Origin of the sequence: Paenibacillus algicola (genome assembly GCF_005577435.1) — a bacterium.
GTDB lineage: Bacteria > Bacillota > Bacilli > Paenibacillales > Paenibacillaceae > Paenibacillus_AQ > Paenibacillus_AQ algicola.
In genome coordinates this window covers 4226764-4247371 of the sequence record NZ_CP040396.1, presented here as the reverse complement: position 1 = coordinate 4247371, position 20608 = coordinate 4226764, and the positions used below count along the sequence as shown (strand labels likewise).

General features: G+C 53.6%; 19 protein-coding genes. 8 read left to right on the top strand and 11 right to left on the bottom strand.

Translation table 11 applies throughout. The annotated features are described in order from the left end of the window. The first annotated feature begins 50 nt into the window (after positions 1–50). Entirely contained in the window at positions 51–269 is a 219-nt protein-coding gene (locus E6C60_RS19790; RefSeq protein ID WP_138227373.1) for a DUF378 domain-containing protein, read from the top strand. A 331-nt stretch (positions 270–600) separates the two neighbouring features. Then, a complete protein-coding gene (locus E6C60_RS19785) occupies positions 601–1338 on the top strand; it encodes a ThuA domain-containing protein (protein WP_138227372.1) in 738 nt (245 codons plus the stop codon). 80 nt (positions 1339–1418) lie between these two features. Here the strand turns inward: E6C60_RS19785 and E6C60_RS19780 are convergent, their stop codons facing one another. Further along, a complete protein-coding gene (locus E6C60_RS19780; protein ID WP_138227371.1) occupies positions 1419–2273 on the bottom strand; it encodes a lipoate--protein ligase family protein in 855 nt (284 codons plus the stop codon). A gap of 241 nt (positions 2274–2514) precedes the next feature. On the opposite strand from E6C60_RS19780, the gene E6C60_RS19775 reads away from it, so the two are divergent. The 4 genes from E6C60_RS19775 (at position 2515) to cysK (ending at position 6182) form a co-directional block, all read left to right on the top strand. Next, a complete protein-coding gene (locus tag E6C60_RS19775; RefSeq protein WP_138227370.1) occupies positions 2515–3558 on the top strand; it encodes an ABC transporter substrate-binding protein in 1044 nt (347 codons plus the stop codon). A 46-nt stretch (positions 3559–3604) separates the two neighbouring features. Continuing rightward, on the top strand, positions 3605–4423 hold the full coding sequence (locus tag E6C60_RS19770; RefSeq protein ID WP_138227369.1) for an ABC transporter permease: 819 nt from the start codon (positions 3605–3607) through the stop codon (positions 4421–4423). Continuing rightward, entirely contained in the window at positions 4398–5165 is a 768-nt protein-coding gene (locus E6C60_RS19765) for an ABC transporter ATP-binding protein (RefSeq protein WP_233281072.1), read from the top strand. Before E6C60_RS19770 ends, E6C60_RS19765 begins: the two co-directional genes overlap by 26 nt. 102 nt (positions 5166–5267) lie before the next feature. Then, on the top strand, positions 5268–6182 hold the full coding sequence (cysK, locus tag E6C60_RS19760) for a cysteine synthase A (RefSeq protein ID WP_138227918.1): 915 nt from the start codon (positions 5268–5270) through the stop codon (positions 6180–6182). A 164-nt stretch (positions 6183–6346) separates the two neighbouring features. Here cysK and gdhA read toward each other — a convergent pair whose 3' ends face one another. The 5 genes from gdhA to E6C60_RS19740 all read right to left on the bottom strand — a co-directional run bounded on the left by gdhA (position 6347) and on the right by E6C60_RS19740 (position 9725). After that, a complete protein-coding gene (gene gdhA / locus E6C60_RS19755; protein ID WP_138227368.1) occupies positions 6347–7717 on the bottom strand; it encodes an NADP-specific glutamate dehydrogenase in 1371 nt (456 codons plus the stop codon). A 203-nt stretch (positions 7718–7920) separates the two neighbouring features. Beyond that, positions 7921–8052: a DUF4023 family protein gene (locus tag E6C60_RS19750; protein WP_138227367.1), complete on the bottom strand. Its 132-nt coding sequence runs from the start codon at positions 8050–8052 to the stop codon at positions 7921–7923. A gap of 371 nt (positions 8053–8423) precedes the next feature. Further along, a complete protein-coding gene (locus E6C60_RS19745) occupies positions 8424–8735 on the bottom strand; it encodes an antibiotic biosynthesis monooxygenase (RefSeq protein ID WP_138227366.1) in 312 nt (103 codons plus the stop codon). A gap of 89 nt (positions 8736–8824) precedes the next feature. After that, positions 8825–8977, bottom strand: coding sequence for a hypothetical protein (locus tag E6C60_RS21040; RefSeq protein WP_175415368.1), 153 nt, complete (start codon positions 8975–8977; stop codon positions 8825–8827). After that, a complete protein-coding gene (locus E6C60_RS19740; protein ID WP_175415367.1) occupies positions 8946–9725 on the bottom strand; it encodes a hypothetical protein in 780 nt (259 codons plus the stop codon). The genes E6C60_RS21040 and E6C60_RS19740 overlap by 32 nt, the downstream gene beginning before the upstream one ends. Before the next feature lie 54 nt (positions 9726–9779). On the opposite strand from E6C60_RS19740, the gene fumC reads away from it, so the two are divergent. Beyond that, complete coding sequence (gene fumC, locus E6C60_RS19735) at positions 9780–11168, top strand: class II fumarate hydratase (protein ID WP_138227364.1); 1389 nt, start codon at positions 9780–9782, stop codon at positions 11166–11168. A 55-nt stretch (positions 11169–11223) separates the two neighbouring features. Next, the gene (locus tag E6C60_RS19730) at positions 11224–11856 is read left to right on the top strand and encodes a hypothetical protein (protein ID WP_138227363.1); all 633 of its coding nucleotides are present in this window, start codon (positions 11224–11226) and stop codon (positions 11854–11856) included. A gap of 104 nt (positions 11857–11960) precedes the next feature. Here E6C60_RS19730 and E6C60_RS19725 read toward each other — a convergent pair whose 3' ends face one another. From E6C60_RS19725 to E6C60_RS19705, 5 genes are all read right to left on the bottom strand, one after another. Beyond that, positions 11961–13550 carry a PTS sugar transporter gene (locus E6C60_RS19725; protein WP_138227362.1) on the bottom strand — a complete coding sequence of 530 codons (1590 nt, stop codon included), beginning with the start codon at positions 13548–13550 and terminating at the stop codon, positions 11961–11963. Between the two features lie 145 nt (positions 13551–13695). Beyond that, entirely contained in the window at positions 13696–15039 is a 1344-nt protein-coding gene (locus E6C60_RS19720) for a hemolysin family protein (protein ID WP_138227361.1), read from the bottom strand. 479 nt (positions 15040–15518) lie between these two features. Next, positions 15519–16670: an asparaginase gene (locus tag E6C60_RS19715; RefSeq protein WP_138227360.1), complete on the bottom strand. Its 1152-nt coding sequence runs from the start codon at positions 16668–16670 to the stop codon at positions 15519–15521. 328 nt (positions 16671–16998) lie between these two features. Next, positions 16999–18840: an LTA synthase family protein gene (locus E6C60_RS19710; RefSeq protein ID WP_407669174.1), complete on the bottom strand. Its 1842-nt coding sequence runs from the start codon at positions 18838–18840 to the stop codon at positions 16999–17001. Positions 18841–19134: 294 nt separating this feature from the next. Next, positions 19135–20352: an MFS transporter gene (locus E6C60_RS19705; protein ID WP_138227358.1), complete on the bottom strand. Its 1218-nt coding sequence runs from the start codon at positions 20350–20352 to the stop codon at positions 19135–19137. Between the last annotated feature and the right edge of the window lie 256 nt (positions 20353–20608).

Genomic DNA, 20608 nt, shown 5'->3' with positions numbered 1-20608 from the left:
CTTGCTATGAATTACGCATCCATCAAACTCCAGACGAGGAGGAAACCAACGTGAAAACCATGAACACTATTGCGCTGCTTCTGCTCATTATCGGCGGGATTAACTGGCTGCTTGTCGGTCTGTTCCAGTATGATCTGGTCGCTTCAATCTTCGGAGGCCAGGAGTCCGCCGGTGCCCGCGTCATCTATACTATTGTCGGCCTGTGTGCGCTGTACTCCATTAAATTTTTTGGAGATGTAGCTGACGACCGCCGTGCAGATGCGCGCTAGGCTGTAATATAGCTGCAGAATATGCACAGGAGCAAGCCGTAACGGTGAAAGCCGGGACGGCTTGTTTTTTGATGTTTTTATAGAAAGAAAGATGCAATCATAGGATCCGATCAGCTTTTCTATAATGTGTTAGATTACATAAAGGGAACGCTTTTAACTGAGCTAACATACAGCATACAGGTCACAACGTCTCGGGATTGCAGCGTCTTGGAGCGGGGATTGGGGTAATGGGTAACATCAGGTTTTGGAGCACGAGGGAAGCATTGGTTCTAGGGCGGGAGCTTTATTTATAATAGGTAGCTTTGGATGCAACGGAAGGGAGAGCTCAAGCATGAATGACATTCAGGTGACAGTATGGAATGAATATCGGCATGAGAAGCAGAATCCGCAGGTACACAGCATTTATCCGAATGGGCTTCATGAAGCCATTGCCGGCTATCTTCGCAAGGACAGCAGACTGAAGGTACGGACCGCGGTGCTGGATGAGCCGCAGCATGGTCTGAGCGAGGAGGTGCTGGACAACACGGATGTACTGGTCTGGTGGGGCCATAAGGCGCATGACGAGGTACAGGATGATATCGTTGAAAAAGTACAGCAGCGCGTACTGGACGGAATGGGGCTGATCGTGCTTCACTCTGGCCACGGCGCGAAGATCTTCACGGAGCTGCTGGGGACGAATACCCCGTCTCTGAAGTGGCGGGATGACGGTGAGCGGGAGAAGCTCTGGGTGGTAGAGCCGGGTCATCCCATCGCGAACGGCTTGAGTGATTTCATCGAGATTGAGAAGGAAGAGATGTACGGCGAGCGATTTGAAATTCCGGCACCGGATGAGCTGGTGTTCATCTCCTGGTTTGAGGGCGGCGAGGTGTTTCGCAGCGGCTGCTGCTACCGGAGAGGCACGGGCAAAATCTTCTATTTCCGTCCCGGACACGAAACCTTTCCGACCTATCATCAGCCGGAAGTGATGCAGGTGATCCAGAACGCCGTACATTGGGCGGCCCCGACAGAAGGCGCTGAGGTCACGTATGGCCGGGTGGAGCGTGACCGGGAGCATCAGGCCAGTCTCTAAAAACAAGCGGTTACCTCAAAAACCCTGCAGGGCGTGCCTATGCGCCTTGCAGGGTTTTTGAAGCGTGTCTTGGTTCGGTATTAAGAGGTATACCGCTGCCGCAGCGTCTGGGTCATGGCCGCGACCTCTTCCTCCCGCGGCAGGCGCAGGGCGGCTGCTGCGGCGTCCATGGCCTCGGGGCTGAAGGACTGCTGCTGCATACGCACCGTCTCCTTCAGGAGCCGGATTAGCTCAGGCACCGCCAGGGCACCAAGTGAGGTGAGCTCCTGCAGGCTGGCCGTGGATTCTCTCGTGACCTTGGGATAAAGCTCTGGCGGCGTGTCGCCGGCGGCTTCCTCATAGAAGGCGCGCACAAGGTCGGCCCGATTTCCTCCCGACCCTTCCGCAATAATGAACGCCTGCACGATCAGCGCTTTGCTCTGGCGGCGCTGGGCGATGCCGCAGAACTTCTGCCCGGAGATGCTGAGGTCAAAAGCGCCGGGGCAGAAGGCGCCGGCAATTTCGCCTGCCCTTACCTGGCGGCCGGTTCCGCGGAGTGCCTGCTCGATGAGCCCGGCCATCCGGTGGAAGGCCGGCTGGAAGTCGCCCTGCCCCGGGCCGCTGCTCAAAGGAACGATCAGTGATACATTGACAACGCCGGGATCCAGCGGTACGGCTGCACCGCCGGAGTGCCGGACAGCAACGTCATAGCCGAGCTTCCGGATGCTTCGGGATGCAGCCGCGGCGCCGGGAAGCCGGCTGTCGCGAACGCCCATGACGAGAGCGCCGGGATGCCTCCAGATATGGCAGATGGCCGGCCCTCCGGCCCCCGTCTGTCTGCACAGCAGCTCATCCAGCGCAAAGGCGTTCAGGACATCTCTTCGCTGCAGGTCACCGCTTCGATCCAGGAGCAGAATCGGACCCGCCTCCTCCTGCAAAACATTCAAATCCGACATGGTACAGCCTCCTTCTTCTGGAATGGCACCGGATGCTGCGGCCAGGCTTGCAGCGCCGGCTATATAGGTTCAGCATAGCATAGAGCCATTGCGCGGTGATATGGTCTTTTCTACATAAATTCTTGTAACGGCGATGAATGCTCTGCACGGGCAGATAAAAATAGAGGATTGACAAGAAGTGAGTAAAATCCTTATAATCCTAGTGTGTTTCTAGGGATTATATTTAGAGGAGGAAGTTATCATGAGAACCCATGCCCGGAGATTAAAAGGGCTGACCATAGGTCTGCTGCTAGTGGCACTAATGGCAATGACTGCCTGCGGGAATGAAAGCAAGAGTGATGAAGCCAGCGGTGCAGGCGAGGGAAAGACTGATTTTGTCGTCGGATATTTAAACGTTATGGATGATGCGCAGGCCATGCTCGCTTATGAAGCGAAGCTGTACGAGAAGCACGGGCTGAATGTCAAGATGCAGAAGTTTAAGAGCGGAACCGATTTAATCAAGGCAATGGTAGGCAAGCAGGTGGATGCCGGCGTGCTGGGCTTTACGAACGCGGTTTCCTGGGCGTCGAAGGGAGCCGGCGTAAAGGTTGTAGGCGGAGCTCAGCTGGGCTTTCACAGCGTATTGGTGAAGGAAGACAGCAGCATTGCCAAGATTGAGGACCTGAAGGGCAAGAAGCTGGCCTCCCAGGGTCAGGGCAGCACGGCTGATATTGTACTGAACGGTGTGGTGCTGAAGGAAGCGGGCCTGACGAGCCAGGATTTGCAAATGGTTTACGTAGATCCTGCACAGGCGATCCAGTCTCTGTCCTCGGGTGCTGTGGATGCGGCGTTTGTGTTTGAGCCTTACGACAGCATCGCCTCCCATACGATGGGCGCGAAGCAAATTTATGAGATCGGCAAAGTGTGGCCGTTTCCTTGCATGGTCGTCATCACGACCGACGAGAACCTGGACAACAACCGTGACGCTGTAAACAAGCTGCTGGATGCCCAGAAGGAAGCGATCGAAATGCTGCAGGAGGAGCCGGTGAAATCCGCAGGCCTTATTATGAAGCATTTTGTGGAAGGCGACACGATGGATTCCCATCACGGCGGAACAGTAGAATCCGTGGACGTAATCAAGCAGGCGATCGAGACGCAGGTGTTCAACTGGGATATTACCCCGGACCAGATTACACGTATGCAGGAAATTTCCGATATGATGAAAGAGCAAGGCGTGCTGGAAACAGATGTCAATGTGGAAGAATTGATTGATCTAAGCTGGCAGAATGAGCAGCAGAAGCAGTAAGCAGTAACAGCAGTGATATGATCATAATGAAAAAGGAGAGCTTCGGATGATACCTGCCCCGCGTAAAACAACTCGCAGCCGTACTGCATCCGGCTCCTTCTGGCGTAAAGTGCTTCCGTATCTGCTTGCAGTCGGAAGCCTTTTGGCGATTTGGCAGATTACGGCCCTATTCCTGCCGTCGTTTCTGCTGCCGGATGTGCCGGATGTCTTTGTCCGTTTATTTGACAGTATTCAAGACCCGGAATTTATGGGTCATATTGGAGACAGCCTGTTCCGCTTACTATGGGGGTATCCGCTGGCCTGTCTGTTCGGAGCGCTGCTGGGCTTGATCGGCGGGGTGTCCCGGGGCTTTGCTGTATATCTCCGCAGCCTGATTTCCATTTTACAGGCGATTCCGCCGATCACCTGGGTGCCGTTCTTCGTCATCCTGCTCGGCTTCGGCAGCAAGACGATTATTACCGTTATTATTATTGCGAGCTTCTTCCCCATGGCTTTGTCCGTACTGAACGCGACAGAGGGGGTCAACCGGACGCATCTGGAGCTGGCGCGGGTCATGGGCGCGAGCCGGGGCCAGCTGCTATCCAAGGTGTTTGCGCCGGAATCGCTTCCGGCATTCGTAACCGGCGCTCAGGTAGCCTTCGGCAACGCTTGGCGCTCGCTGATCGCGGCAGAGATGGTGGGAGGCGCCATGGCGGGCCTCGGCTTCTACTCCAAGTGGCGCGGTGAGGTGGCGGACATGGAAGGTGTACTGATGAGCATCATTATTATCGGCTCCATCGCAGCGGTGCTGGATCTCGTACTGCTGGAGGGCCTCAAGAAGCGGCTGCTTCGTTACCGTTATGTCAAACCGGGAGGAGAGGATTAAGCTGCAGAATATAGATATTAAGAATGTATCCAAATCCTTTGGCTCACTCCGTGTGCTGGAGCAGGTGGACTTTAGCATCGCAAAAGGGGAGTTCGCAGCCATTGTCGGACCCTCCGGATGCGGAAAGAGCACGGTGCTGCGGATGATTGCCGGGCTGGAGTCTCCGGGCAGCGGAGCCGTTACGGCGAACGGGGCAGACATTGAGAAGCCGGATCCCAGCCGAATGCTTATTTTTCAGGAGCATGCCTTATATCCGTGGCGGACGGTTGCGGACAACGTGGCCTTTGGCCTGGAGCTTGCAGGAATGCGGAAGAAGGAGCGCAGCCAGCGCGTGGATGAGGTGCTTGCCAAGGTCGGATTGACCGGCTTCCAGAAGTATTATCCTCATCAGCTATCCGGCGGCATGCGGCAGCGGGCGGCCATCGCCCGGGCACTGGTTACGGACCCGGAGGTGCTGCTGCTGGACGAGCCGTTCGGAGCGCTGGATGCCATTACGAAAATTTCCATGCAAAATGAACTGCTCACCCTCTGGGAAGGCACCGGCAAAACGGTGCTGCTTATCACCCACGATATCGACGAGGCGATCTACCTGGCGGACACGGTCTATGTGATGAGCCCGCGTCCCGGCCGGATTGTAGAGCAGATCAAGCTGTCGATGCCCCGCCCGCGTAACCGGAACGGTGCAGACTTTGTTGCGGTACGGGAGCGCGTCATGAAGCATCTGGATCTGGCCCATCATTAATGTGGACTGATCCGATAAGAATGATATGATAGAGAGGCGGAGCTGATGAAGCGTCCGTCCTTCTTTTTGTTCATGATCATCAATGATAAGGAGCTGAAGGCTGTGAAGGTATATAATAACGTAGCCGAAATGATCGGCGGCACGCCCATGGTACGCCTCGGACGCATGCTGCCTGAAGATAGCGCCGAGGTATATGTGAAGCTGGAGATGTTCAATCCGTCAGGAAGTGTCAAGGACAGAGCGGCGTCCAACCTCATTCGGACAGCAGAGGAGCAGGGCTGGCTCACGCCGGGCGGCACTATTATCGAGCCGACCAGCGGCAATACAGGGATCGGCCTGGCAATGATTGCTGCAGCCAAAGGCTATCGGGCGATTCTGATCATGCCTGATAATATGTCCAAAGAGCGGATTAACATTTTGAAGGCTTACGGAGCGGAGGTCGTGCTGACCCCGAGCAGCCAGCGGATGCCGGGTGCCATTGCAAAGGCCCAGGAGCTAAAGGAACAGATTCCGGGGTCCTTCATTCCCCAGCAGTTCGAGAACCGCGCCAATCCGGATGTACACCGCGTCACGACAGCACCGGAGATCCTGCAGCAGATGGAAGGGCGGCTGGACGCCTTTGTCGCCACAGCGGGTACAGGCGGTACGGTCACGGGCACAGGAGAGGAGCTGCGCCGGCATCTGCCGGATCTGCATATTGCGGTCGTGGAGCCGCAGGGCTCGCCCGTGCTGTCGGGCGGAGAGCCAGGGCCGCACAAGCTGGTGGGAACGAGCCCGGGATTCGTGCCGGCCATATTGAATACCCATGTATATGATGAAATTATTCAGATTGCCGACGAGGATGCGCTGCAGACGGTCAGAGATCTGGCCCGTAAGGAAGGCATCCTGGTCGGACCCTCTTCAGGTGCCTCCGTGTTTGCGGCCTTGCGTGTAGCCCGTAAGCTTGGTCCGGGGAAAAGAGTCGTCTGCATTGCGCCGGATACCGGTGAACGGTATTTGAGCATGGATATTTTTTAGGAAGAGACGCAGCGAGGCAGGCTGCAGGATTCCTTTCTTGTACAGCTATAACAAGAAGAGGCCCCAGGAAGATCGCTGGATCTTTCCGGGGCCTCTATATGGTCATGGGAGTGCGTGCAGCACTCCGGCATGAATGAAGGATAATGTAGAGATATGGAATGGAATTATACGACGCCTTGAGCGAGCATGGCATCTGCGACCTTCAGGAAGCCGGCAATATTTGCGCCGACGACAAGGTTGCCCGGGCAGTCGTACTCTTGAGCTGCCTTCACGCTGCTGTTATAGATGTTCTTCATGATCTCATGCAGCTTGCCGTCCACCTCTTCAAAGGTCCAGGACAGTCTCATGGAGTTCTGGGACATTTCCAGAGCAGATACAGCCACGCCGCCGGCATTGGCAGCCTTGGCAGGTCCAAACAGTACGTTATTGCTCAGGAACAAGTCGATGGCGCCCAGGGTGGAAGGCATGTTGGCACCTTCACCGATCGCGATGACGCCATTCGCAATCAGAGCTGCGGCTGCCGCTTCGTTGATCTCGTTCTGGGTTGCGCATGGCAATGCGATTTCACAAGGCAGGTTCCAGATCCCCTGCCAGCCTTCGGAATATACCGCAGACGGACGGTGCTGAACGTACTCGCTGATCCGCTTGCGCTCCACTTCCTTAATTTGGCGAAGCGTATCCAGGCAGATGCCCTCCGGATCGTAAATGTAGCCGCCGGAATCACTGCAGGCTACGACTTTAGCGCCAAGCTGCTGGGCTTTCTGGATCGCAAACGTGGACACGTTGCCGGAGCCGGACACGACAACGGTCTTGCCCTGGAAGCTGGTACCCTTGGATTTCAGCATTTCCTCCACAAAATAGACGCAGCCGTATCCGGTAGCTTCCGGACGGCCCAGACTGCCGCCATAGTTCAAGCCTTTACCTGTCAGTACGCCAGCCTCATTACCGCCGCGGATGCGCTTGTACTGCCCGAACATGAAACCGATCTCACGTGCGCCTACACCGATATCGCCAGCCGGAACGTCACTGTCCGGACCGATATATTTGTAAAGCTCAGTCATAAAGCTTTGGCAAAAACGCATAATTTCATTGTCCGATTTGCCCTTCGGATCAAAATCCGAGCCGCCTTTACCGCCGCCGATCGGCAGGCCGGTCAGGGAGTTTTTTAGAATCTGCTCGAAGCCGAGGAACTTGATAATGCTGGCGTTCACGGAAGGATGAAAACGAAGACCGCCTTTATAAGGACCGATTGCACTGTTGAATTGTACCCGGAAGCCGCGGTTCACATGCACCTTGCCCTGATCGTCAACCCATGGAACACGGAAAGAAATGACACGCTCCGGCTCTACGAGACGTTCCAGAATACCTGCCTCCTGGTATTTAGGATGTCTTGAGAAAACGGGAACGAGCGAGTCCACGATTTCTTTTACGGCTTGATGAAATTCTGGCTCATTCGGATTGCGCTGCTGTACGGTTTCAAATACGGATGTTACATAAGAGACCGCATCCTGTGTAATCTCGGATGTCAAATTCATGTACACGTCCACCTCACTCATATTTATGTATTACGTTGTATTTTACGAAAATAAGGGTCTGATGCAAGCTGTAATTTATATATTTTAGATTATTGTTTGCACTAAAATACATATATACATATGGCGTAAAATACAAACTGTATGTCATATAATGCAAGCAAGACGGCTCGTTGAACGAGCCGTCTTCATGTTCGCGAAATGCTTTAAGGATTGTTGCCATGCTGCTTGGTCGGGAGCTTGGCGGAAGGAGTGCGCTTGCCATTGTTTTCCTTGTTATGACGGGCTTTCTCAGCATTTTCATTCATCTTGTTGACGAACTGACGGGTGCTTTCCATGGAAGTCTCACGCTCCTTCTGAAGGAGAATTGCCGCAAGGAGGGGCATCCTTCTGACATAGCATGTCCAGGTGAGGGATAATGTATAGGCAGATGGATACATTGTTTATACTTAACATGAAGTTTACACAGCTCATAAAAGTTTCCTATCGAATTCCCAAAAAAGTCTGATGGGGACACTCTGAAATCCGAGAAATCCTTGATCCTATGCGCTTTTTGAGCTGAAATCATGTCTGTTCGGATGAATCCCTGATGAATTGCTGCAAAATATAAAAAACCCTGTTTAATCACGCAAAAAAGCCCGCCATGGTATGAGCCAGGCAGGATTTTTATGCACAATCTCTGACATATCAGGTTCGGTAATGCCCTTCGTTATTGAACCGGAGGATGGCTGACCAGCAGCTCGTATTTATTCAAGGACGCGCCCAGCATATGCTCGCTGCCCCCGCCACGATGCGCCTGTCGGAAGGACTCGCTGGAGGTCCAGCCTTTAAAGGCGTCCTCGTTCTCCCAGACCGTGCACACCTTCAGCTCTTCATAATCCTGGCCTTCCTTCGCCTCATGCCATACCTCGAGACGGATAAATCCCGGCATATCCTGAACGCCCTTGTTCTGGGCAAACCGCTGCGACAGCTCCTTGCCGTAGCCCGGCGTAACCTTGATCGTGTTCGTAACCACTAGCATGTGCATTCCTCCTCGGTTTATGCTTATTACAGCCTATTTCGCCTAAAATCCTGGTCCACATTTATTATACTGCAAATCTTGAGCTCATTTCATCCGGGGAGGGTTAGCAGCAAGCCGCCGCCGTCCGCCCCCGCGCCAAACGAATGCGAAAAACCGAACTCAATGCCGCCGCCGTCCGCCCCCGCGCCAAACGAACGCGAAAAACCGAACTCAATGCCGCCGCCGCCCGCCCCCCGCGCCAAACGAATGCGAAAAACCGAACTCGATGCGGCCGCCGCCCGTCCCCGCGCCAAACGAATGCGAAAAACCGAACTCGATGCGACCGCCGTCCGTCCCCGCGCCAAATGAATGCGAAAAACCGAACTCAATGCGGCGCTGTGGCGGTTCTGGAGCAAACGAACGCGAAAAACCGAACTCGATGCGTCGCTGTAGCGGTTGTGAAGCAAACGAACGCGAAAAACCGAACTCAATGCGACGCTGCGGTGGTTCTGGAGCAAACGAATGCGAAAAACCGAACTTGATGCCGCCGCCGTCCGTCCCTGCGCCAAACGAATGCGAAAAACCGAACTCGATGCTGCCGTCGCCCGCCCCCGCGCCAAACGAACGCGAAAAACCGACCTCGATGCGACGCTGCGGCGGTTGTGGAGCAAACGAATGCGAAAAACCGACCTCGATGCGTCGCTGTGGCGGTTCTGGAGCAAACGAACGCGAAAAACCGAACTCAATGCGACGCTGTGGCGGTTGTGAAGCAAACGAACGTGAAAAACCGAACTCAATGCGTCGCTGCGGCGGTTCTGGAGCAAACGAATGCGAAAAACCGACCTCGATGCGTCGCTGTGCCGGTTCTGGAGCAAACGAACGCGAAAAACCGAACTCGCTGCGCCCGTCGCCCGCCACCCGGTCCGCGGTCTTGCGCCCAACGCAGCCTGCGCCCTTGCGGGCTCTTTTTTTATTTGAGCAGGGAAATATGCAATAATAGGGTAAATACATGGTTGAAGCGTTGTCACGGCCTTGGCCCGAGCGCACACTAAAGGAGGAATTTAGATGGACTATCGTATAGAAAAGGATACCCTGGGTGAGATGAAGGTGCCGGCTGACAAGCTGTGGGCGGCCCAGACGCAGCGCAGCCTGGAGAATTTCAAGATCGGAACGGAAATCATGCCGATGGAGATCGTCCATGCTTTTGCCGTCCTGAAGAAAAGCGCAGCGCTGGCGAACCGCCAGCTGGGCAAGCTGGATGAGGATAAGGCCCAGGCTATTGCCGACGCGGCAGATGAGGTGCTGGCTGGCAAATGGGACAGCCATTTTCCGCTGGTGGTGTGGCAGACGGGCAGCGGCACGCAATCCAACATGAATATGAACGAGGTGCTCGCGGCCCGAGGCAATCAGCTGCTGAAGGAGCGGGGCAGTGCCAGCACCATTCACCCTAATGATGATGTGAACAAGTCGCAGAGCTCGAACGATACGTTTCCGACGGCGATGCATATGGCGGCGCTTGCAGCGGTCGAGGATCATGTCCTGCCAGCGCTGCAGAAGCTCAAGCATACGTTTAAGGTCAAGAGTGACGAATATATGGATCTTATCAAAATCGGACGCACCCACCTGCAGGACGCCACGCCGCTTACGCTAGGCCAGGAGATCAGCGGCTGGCACCGCATGCTGGAGAAGTGCGAGCTCATGATCGCTTCCGCTGCAGAGCCGATGCGGGAGCTGGCCATCGGGGGCACGGCGGTCGGAACCGGCATCAATGCACACCCGGAATTCGGCGCCAAAACAGCGGCAGAAATCAGCTCGGCCATGGGTAAGAGCTTCTCCAGCGCGGAGAACAAGTTCCACGCCCTGACCAGCCACGATGAGCTGGTATTTGCGCACGGGGCGATGAAGGCGCTGGCGTCTGATCTGATGAAAATCGCGAATGATGTCCGCTGGCTATCAAGCGGCCCGCGCTCCGGCATTGGCGAGTTAACGATCCCCGCGAATGAGCCGGGCAGCTCTATTATGCCAGGCAAGGTCAACCCGACACAGAGCGAGGCGCTGACCATGATCGTGTGTCAGGTGATGGGCAATGATGCCGCGATTGGTTTTGCCGCGAGCCAGGGGAATTTTGAGCTGAACGTGTTCAAGCCGGTCATTATTTATAACTTCCTGCAATCTGCACGGCTGCTGGCTGATGGCATGAATTCCTTCAATGAGAACTGTGCGGTCGGTATTGAAGCGAATCTGGAGGTGCTGCGCTCTAATATGGAGCGCTCGCTGATGCTGGTTACCGCGCTTAACCCGCATATCGGGTACGAGAATGCGGCAGCCATCGCGAAGCAGGCACATCAGCAAGGAACGACGCTCAAAGAAGCCGCGCTCGCCAGCGGGCTGCTGACGGAGGAGGAGTTTGATCAATATGTTCGTCCGGAGGAGATGATTCACCCGAAAGCTTAACAGGCTAAAGGGAATGTGTCCTAATACAAGGTGCATGAAGGGCAGGGGGAGAACGGTGAAAAAGCAGGAGGATGCGGTGAACTGGAACAACTGGAATAAGCATCGCTGGACGGCTGTCGTGCTGTCACTGATCGCTACGGGAGCAGGGATGATGTACATCGGTACGGGCTGGATGATATTCTGGGCCCTTCTGTTCATCGTCTTTCAAGGTTTGGCGGTAGTGCTGTTCTTCTTCACCCTCGGTTTTATGGGCTTGCTGATTGCTCCGGCGATGCTGTTGATTCATCTGATCGGTGTGGGGGTCGCCGCGATGTATTTCAGGAGACCGAAGGATGGGCAAGAGCAGCTGAACAAAGAGCGGCGCCTGGCTGCACCAGGTCTCCTGCTGCGCGGATTGCTCGGTGTAGCTCTTTTTGCGGGCAGTCTGTATGGAGGTTATACCGTCGGAATGATGCCTTTTACCAAAACAGAGCGGGAGCAGGCTGCAGCAAGCAGTGCAGCAGAGCAATATTTGCAGGATAAATACCAGGAGACCTTTGAGGTCACCGAGGTAGAATACAGCTGGTCCACCGGCTACTATACAATGAAGGCGCATCCGGCCGGGCGCCCCGAGCTTTACTTCAGTGTGAGTGCGAAGGATCGGGAACCGCTGGAGTTTCGGGATTATTATGAACTGGTAAAGCCTTGAATCGCGACAGTGCGCCATAACTCTAAAAAAGGGGCTTCCTCATCGAAAGATGAAGAAGCCCCTTTCCTATGCGCGCCAGTGACATCGGCTTGCGCCGCCTAAGTCTACATACTCACATCAGCCTTGGGACGGCGTCCCAGCGAAAGCTTGTTGAGTATCACCGTAATGAGGAACGAGCACAGCAGGCTCGCCAGCATGGAGATCGTAAAGCCAAACGCATTGTTGGACAAGGTCGGTGCGAAGAAGGACGGAACATAAGCGGTTCCGCGGACTTCGAACAGACCCACCAGCAGTCCGCCCAGGCCGGCTGACATGATAGCTCCGCCGAACACCAGCTTGTTCGAGAACATAAAGGGATACGCAGCTTCGACAAAGGTACCAAAGCCCATATTCATGGCAAAGCCGGGTGCGGCGACGGCCGCTTCCCCTTTATCTCTTGGGGCTACGATGTTGGCGAGCGTAATGCCGGCCGAGACCATCACGAGACCGACCATGTCTACAGCGCCGAGGAAGCTGTTGCCGGTGCGTTCCATCTCCAGCAGCACGATCGGCAGAATGGCGGCGTGGTATACTCCGCCAATAATGGCTGGCCAGATGAGCAGGCCGGCGATCAATCCAGCGATGGCCGGGCTGAAGGAAACGAGCATTTCAATCAGGCCGCGAATGCCTTCTCCGGCGGCCAGCGCGATTGGAGCGATCAGGAAGTATACAGCTAAACCTGAGATCAGGCCTGCCAAGCCTCCAGCGGCAATGTTCACTGTCGTTGCGGGAAAGCGCCATTCCACACATTTACGAAAAATATAGTGCACCAGCAGTCCGGCCCCGATCCCGCCGATAATTCCGCCGATAATGCCGCCTTCTGTAGACAGCACACCTGCCACAATACCGGCTACAATCGACACTTCATCCAGCTCAGACACCTGCTTGGCCGCAATAACAGCCAAGATGACCGGCAGCGCCTTGATCATGAGCTCGAACACGGTGGACAGTGACGACAGCCCGGGAACCTTACTCGCGGCCAGGATCAGAGCCATCGCGATAAAACCGGGCAATGAGGCCATCATAATCCCGCGCAGATTGATTCGCTTCCACGGAGAAGACAGCGCATCATTTCCTGTCCCGGCTCCAGCCGAGCTGCCAATGACAGGACGGTACGGCATCCGCCAATGCTTGCACAGTGAGGTTACGAAGGTGACGGCGCGTGTCCGGTTCGTCGTGCCGGTCGTGCCGGATGCAGCGATGACATGAACGCCTCGGGATTGAATGCCAGCCATGGAGGTGCCACCCGTCCCGGTCACCGGGATCTTATGACGGGCCGCGGCTTCAAACACCAGGCGGTTGGTTCCCTCCGGGTCGGCGCTCATGACGATGATGCCGTCAATTTCACCCAAACTAATCTGCTCTGCAATGTCCTGATCCAGCTGCCGGGCAGCCTCGTTTACTTCCTGCAGCGTTCCTTGGGCCGCGATGACCGGCTCGTCTTGAGACATCTTCCAAGAGTAAAGAGTAGCCCGGGTATCAGGCTTGGCCTGATCCATAGACGCCTCTGCGGCAATAAATTGAAGCGCAGCACAGCTTAAGTCGGCACTTTCCATTTGAATTAAAATTTCGCCCAGCAGTCTTCGAGGGTCTTTACCACCCAGATTGTAAAGATTTCCTCCGCTGCTTCCGATGATTGCAATTTGTCGACTCATGCGTCTTTGCTCCCCCTAGTCTAGTAGCCATTTGATATTAGCTATATTACATTAGAGAGCTACCACATTAAAGTGTAGACAAGAAAAAAAGCAGTATCCCTAACGGGATACCGCTCATTCTACTACTAAACATAATACATCCGCCCTAATGCTGCTCCTCCAGCGCTGCCGCTGCTTCCGGATCGGTCTCTTCCTCTTCTGCCTTTACAATCTCCAGCTTCGTATACCGGTGCGTCTTCTTCTCCAGTACGGTGAAGGTCAAGTGACTATACTGCCACTGGTCACCCTTGACCAGCTCGGAGTTATGCCCGTACAGCCAGCCGCCGATCGTATCCAGCTCTTCGGTGCTCAAGTCGGTTAACAAAATATCGTTGATCCGGTTAATGGACACCTTGCCGTCTACAATGAGGCGGTTTGGCTCCGGCTGAACCAGCTCCAGCTCTTCATCATCATCGAATTCATCCCGAATTTCTCCGACGATCTCCTCCAGAATGTCCTCAATCGTAATCATACCGGAGGTTCCGCCGTACTCATCAATCAGGATGGCGATGTGCGTGCCTTCCTGCTGCATCTTCTTCAGCAGCTTCTTGACCGGTGTTGCTTCTGATACTGTCATCGCCGGGTGGATCAGCTTCGAGAGATCTACGCTGGCGTTATCGTCAAACTCCAGGAAGAACTGCTTCGTATTGACCATGCCGATGACCTGGTCCTTGTCGCCGCGGACGACAGGAAAGCGGGTATACTGCTCCCGTTTGATGATCTGCAGATTTGCCGCCAGCGGCTTATCTACATACAGGCAGATCATGTCGGTGCGGGGCACCATAATTTCTTTGGCCAGCAGCTCGTCAAAGGCGAAGATGCGGCTGACATAGCCGTATTCGCTCTGATTGATTTTGCCGCTCTCATAGCTGTCACTCAGAATCATGCGAAGCTCTTCCTCCGAGTGTGCTTCCTCATGCTCGCTGGCCGGATGAAGACCGAACAGCCGCACCAGTCCGTTCGCGGAGCCGTTCAGGAGCCAGATAAACGGGTACATGATGCGGTAAAACCAAATGATCGGCTTGGCGGTCAGCAGTGTAATCTGCTCTGCCTTCTGGATCGCCAGTGTCTTTGGCGCCAGCTCCCCGATCACAACGTGAATGTATGTCATAAATAAAAATGCAAACAAGAAGGACATGGTGCCCGAAAGCGCCGTCGGCAGTCCTAATGCATCGAATACCGGGTGAAATATCGCTTCAAAAGTGCTCTCTCCCAAATAACCGAGACCGAGTGCTGTAATCGTGATGCCCAGCTGACAGGCCGATAGATATCCGTCGAGATTGGTGACGACCTTTTTGGCGGAGAGTGAATTCTTGCGCCCCTCCAGAACCAGGGTATCAATCCGGCTGGTGCGGATCTTGACGATCGCAAATTCGGTCATGACAAAAAAGGCTGTAAAAGCAATAAGTAATGCCACTAAAAATAAATTAAAGCCTATACTGTCGTACAATACAAAACACATCCTTTATCTTTTTCTGGTCCGAATCTGTTGCTCTAGCTTACGGCAAAGCCACTGTGAAATATGCACTGCACTCTCACATAATTCGACCTGAATTTCAAAGGCTCCAGAAGCCGGTGCTTCCGAATCAAAAACATGCGGGAAGCCTGTTCATGATGGTCCTGTCGGTTAGAGGATAAGCTCCGCACGTATTGGCGCAGCCTGCTTATCCTTCGTATGGGGTCGTCCACGTCGTCACTCCTAATCCGCAGCGGGTTACGGTGCATGATATGTTCAAGGCTTACATTTCAATATATTTCTTTTATCATAAGAAATATATTGGCTTTATGTCAAATTACACATAACCTGCAGTCGTTAAACCGGCTGCTCCCTCCATGAAGCAGAGGCTGCTGCAAACCGCACATAAATCAGCCCTGCAGGCTGGAATGCTTCGCCTGCAGGGCTGATTTTTTTTAACGATTTATGCTGTCTTATTTGCGTGCCTCTACCTGACCGTAGCCGTAGGTTTCAAACCAGCCTTTAATGGTGTCAAAGTTCTCGGAGAAGGACAGGCTGAGCAGCAGCATGATGCGGGCATGAGCCGGGTTCAGGTTGTCGCCGCCAATAATGCCTTCGCCGCTGGAGTAGTTGCTGCCCGATCCGGTACGGGTGGTGGATACGAAGATGACGCCCTCTTCAATCGCCTGCTTGCGCTCCTCGCTCATAGCCCGGGAGATGCCGCCTGCGCCGGTTCCTGCAGTGACAATACCGTCAGCACCCGCCTTGGCAAAGCCGCTGATTGCACCTGCTCCTGCATCCTGGTAGGAGTAGGCGATTTCGACCTTGGCCAGCTCCTCTTTGCCAATCTTGTTCAGATCAAACGGAGTAGCCCATTGGCCGCCGTATTTCATTGCGCGGAATGGAGCGCGGTAGACGCGGATCATGTCGCCGTCAATATGACCCAGGGAGCCGACGCCCGGAGAAACGAAGGTATCTGTACGGTAAGAGTTCGCTTTGGTCACTTCACGTGCTGCGTGGAACTCGTCGTTCAGCATCAGCACCGTTCCGAAATATTTCGTTTTGCCGCTCGCTGCCAGCTTGATGGCATTGTACAGGTTTGCTTGAGCATCCGATCCGATAACCGTCCAAGGTCTCATGGAGCCTGTAATGACGACCGGCTTCGGGCTTCGTACCGTCAAATCAAGGAAGTAAGCAATCTCTTCCATCGTATCGGTGCCGGTCGTTACGACAACACCGTCCTGGGTTTTCAACGCTTCATCTACAGCTTTGGACAGATCATACAGCTGCTCGATCGTATAAGCACTGGAGCCGGAGTTACCGAATTGGTACGAGCTGACGTCGGCGATCTGATCCTTGTTCGGCAGGGCCGCTACCATATCCTCTACGAGCAGGGTGCCCGAGCGGTATTTGGTAAAGCTCGTTTCATCGACAGACTGTCCGGCAATAGTGCCCCCGGTCGCGATGACCTGAACCATAGGCAGGCGTTTGACCACCTCCACTTTGGAAACGACAGCATCAGCAGCATAAGTTGATGGAGCGCTGTACGTCAGAGGCAGGATGGCGGTGACAGCCATACTTGCGGCGAGGGTCCATTTTATTCCGGTAGCTTTCCAATTCTTCATGTCATCAACCTCCAGTAATTGTGTCAGTCTTATGTAAGTTAAGATTACATATAAACGACTTCTTGGAGGAATCATAATATGATGTGAGATATTTTAACAAAACTGATTTACAGGCAAAATCGTCCAAAAAGACGTATTATCCAACCTTAAAGAAGGTAATACCCGTGAATTTCATAAATTTTCTTGCAAATGCCCTGTTTTATTGGATTTATTTTCATGAAAAGGTCTAAAGTTTGTGTAAGAATACATAACATAAAAAATAAATATAAAAAAATCCTCCTTCGTCTCAAAGAGACCAAAGAGGATGCAGGTTGTTTATACAATGAAGCTACTCTTGCGGAGTATGAAACGGCAGCTGCCGGATGTAGCTGTCTGACAAATGCAAGAGCTCCAAAGATCGGTTAAATTCATCTTCTGTTGCAGACATTTGAGCAGCGGTATGACTCGGCAGCGGGTATACCGTGCCATCATCATAGCTGTTGCCCGGCATAAACAGACTGGTGTTGTTGATGAAAGAGCCGGATGGCAGATAATAACGCTCAGGCAAGAGATTGCTCTCCGTTGCATTCAGCAGATCCTGACCGAAGTATAGCTGCTCTTCCAGTGAAGCGCCGGTCAGATTGGCTACCGTCGGCAGGATGTCGATCTGTCCGCCGATCTGCGGCGCAACGCCTGGCTCGATGCCCTCACCGTAAATCATAAACGGAATGTTAATCATATCGGCGGTCACATATTCACGGCCCAAAATTTCACGCATCAGCTGCTTGTCATCAGGGTCCAGAGAATAAATGGGCAGTCCCAGATGGTCGCCATATACGATAATGAGGCTGTCTTCCCAAATGCCGTCCTGCTTAAGCTGCTCCATAAACTGCCCCAGCGCGTAATCGGCATAATTCTGCGAGCGAATATAGTCTCCCACGAAGGTGTCCTCATAGCGCTCCGGCAGCTCCATCTGATGCTTCTCCTCCGGAATCGTATACGGATGGTGAGCCGTCATGGAGATGACCTGGGCGTAGAAGGGCTGTTCCGCCTCACCCAGCTGCTTCATTTGTGAAGCGGTCTTGCGGTACAGGGTTTCATCAGAAGCGCCGAAGAACACCTGATCCTCTTCCCCGAAAAATGCCTTGTCATAATAATGATCAAAGCCCAGAGCCTTGTACAGCTCTCCACGATTCCAAAATTCCACAACATTCGTATGGAAGGTGGCCGACTGATACCCATCCTCCTTCAGCAGCTTCGGAAGGCTGGGCAGCTGCCGGTCAGCATAGTGCTGGGTCGCCGCGCCCCGGGGCGGAATGTAGAAGGAGGTGTTGACCACAAACTCGGCATCCGAGGTGTTTCCCTGGCCGACATTCTGGTAGAAGTTCGGGAAATAAAGGCTCTCTGCCGCGATCTTGTTCATGTTAGGTGTAATTTCCTGACCATCAATGCTCAGATTCATCAAGAAGGTCTGGAATGACTCCATCTGGATTAGAATCACATTCTTGCCTTGGGCTATACCTTCATAAATCGGTGCGGCTGCCGGAGTGATCCCCTTGAGCTTCTGGATCCGTTCCTGTGTAATGCTCTCTGCATCTGCGAGCTCAATCTCCTCCGACTTCAGGATGGTGTACAGCTCATAGTTGAGAATGCCCATCTCTTGCGCCTGGACGATTTCGTTCATGGCTGTGCGGTTGGGGAGAATTTGAAAGATGCAGAGCAGCAGCGAGAAGACAAATACAATCGAAGCCAGTGAACGGCGGGTTCTGCGGGCGTGCTCCTGCTTCCAGGCCTTCACTTTGTCATTTCTCCACAGCAGAATAAACAATACAATAATGTCGGTAAAAATGAGCAGAAAATGAGGGTCCATCAGTGAGAATACACTGTTACTGACCGCGGTAACCTGATTCACCTGCTCCAGTGCATGATAATTGACCATGACGCCGTAATATTTGTAATACATAATGGCCGCGAAAAAAATACCGGTGAGCAGCAGGTTCACTGACATATACACCGCCATTTTGCGCTTGGAGGCAAAGCCTTCAATCAGGCTGAAGATCAGCCAGATAAACGGGATTTCTGCCAGCAGCGGACGCCAGGGCATAACGTCGTCAAAGATGACGGCCCAGGCCAGGTAGCTCTTGAGCACCATAAGGACGGAAAAAAAGATAAAGGGCTTCGTCATCGACATTGTCAGCCGAAGCCGGTTCTGTGCAAACACGGATAAACCGCCTTCCTTTCATTCATTTGAAGCAAAACAGCTCTCATCAGGCGCTGCTGTATTCAAACAATATTTGTAAGGGATTAACAAATTGTATTATGACTCGTTTTGTAAAGGAAGTCAAAAGGCTGTTAACCAAACTACCCAATGCCTACCAAATGTTTACCCTTTTATAAAAGGAGCGTAAACAGGTCAAATCTATACACAAAAAGAACACCGGCATCCTGCACCGGTGTTCTTTCCCATTCAATGCAGAGGATAAAATTACTCCTGCACGGCAGCCGGGACAGCAGGCGCTATCCCGCGGCGGGAAGCCCAGATCATACTGAGGACGACACCGCCGATCAGAATGCAGGCTCCGAATAAATACGGAATGTTAATGTGAACATCGAACAGGTTGCCCGCAATCGCCGGACCTACGATGTTACCCACGCTCATATAGGCATTGTTCATGCCGGCCACAAAGCCTTGTTCATTGCCAGCCATCTTGGACAGCAGGGTATTGATCGCAGGGCGCATGATAGCTGTGAACACAAAGAACAGGACCGATATGCCCAGCACATACCAGAAGTTGCTGGAGAGCAGCAGCAGCACCATGCAGACAGCCGCCGCCAGGAAGCTGGCAGAGATCAGCTTGACTTCCCCGAACCGGCGAAGAATTTTGTCAATCAGCATCGCCTGGATGACCGTTCCCACCAAAGCGCCTACCGTAATGACGACAGAGATCTGCTTCGTGGAGAAGTTATAGCTGGCATCAGCGTAAAGCGGGAAGATCGCTTCAAAATTCATCAGACCCAGTGTCAGGACGAACACAAGCAGCAGTGGTACGAAATACGGCGCTTTAGCCGAGAACACGAACTGCTTGAAAATGTTCTCCTTCTTGGCCGTAACCGCCCGCGCTGCCAGCTGCCGCTCCTTGCTCAGCGTCTCCGGGAGAATGATAGAGGAGAGCACTAGGGCAACCGCAGCTACAGCGGCGGAAACGTACAGGGGTGTACGGAGGCTGACCTCCGACAGGAACCCGCCAACGCCAGGGCCTACGACGAAGCCGAGAGACATTGCTGCTCCGAGCATGCCCATGCCCTTGCCGCGGTCCTCATCGGTTGTAATATCGGCCACAAACGCCATCATTGGCGGGATCAGGGCCGCGCCGCCCATACCACCGAGCAGGCGGGACAGGTACAGCATCCATACCTCGCCTGCGAAGGCGAACAGCAGCTGGGACAGGGTAAAGAGGGCCAGACCAGCAACGATCATCTTCTTGCGGCCATATTTGTCAGACAATTCACCGACAATCGGCGAGAAGATAAACTGGGTGAGGCCGGAGGCTGCAACGAGATAGCCGGCCGTCTTGCCGCCTGCTCCGAATTCCTTCAGAAACTCAGGCAGGATCGGGATAATCAAGCCGATGCCGAGCATTGCGATGAACATATTGACCATCAGCAGAATGAGCGGACCGGTCTTTTTTTGCTGTATAGACATGAGTAGTCTCCTTCTATATATATTCGTGCTTTACATCAAGACATCCGACTGGACTTGTAGCCCGTGAGAAAGCTACTGGCTTATCGTAGCAGGATTTAAGGAGCACAGGCAATAGATGATTTAAAAATTTACACACATTTCAGAAAATTTACATGACGCTTCGGGTTCCGAACAAATGAGCGAACAGTTCTCTAATAATTTTGGATTCATCGGGTATTCTATCCAGTGCAAGCCGTATAAAAAGGAGAGATGCAGA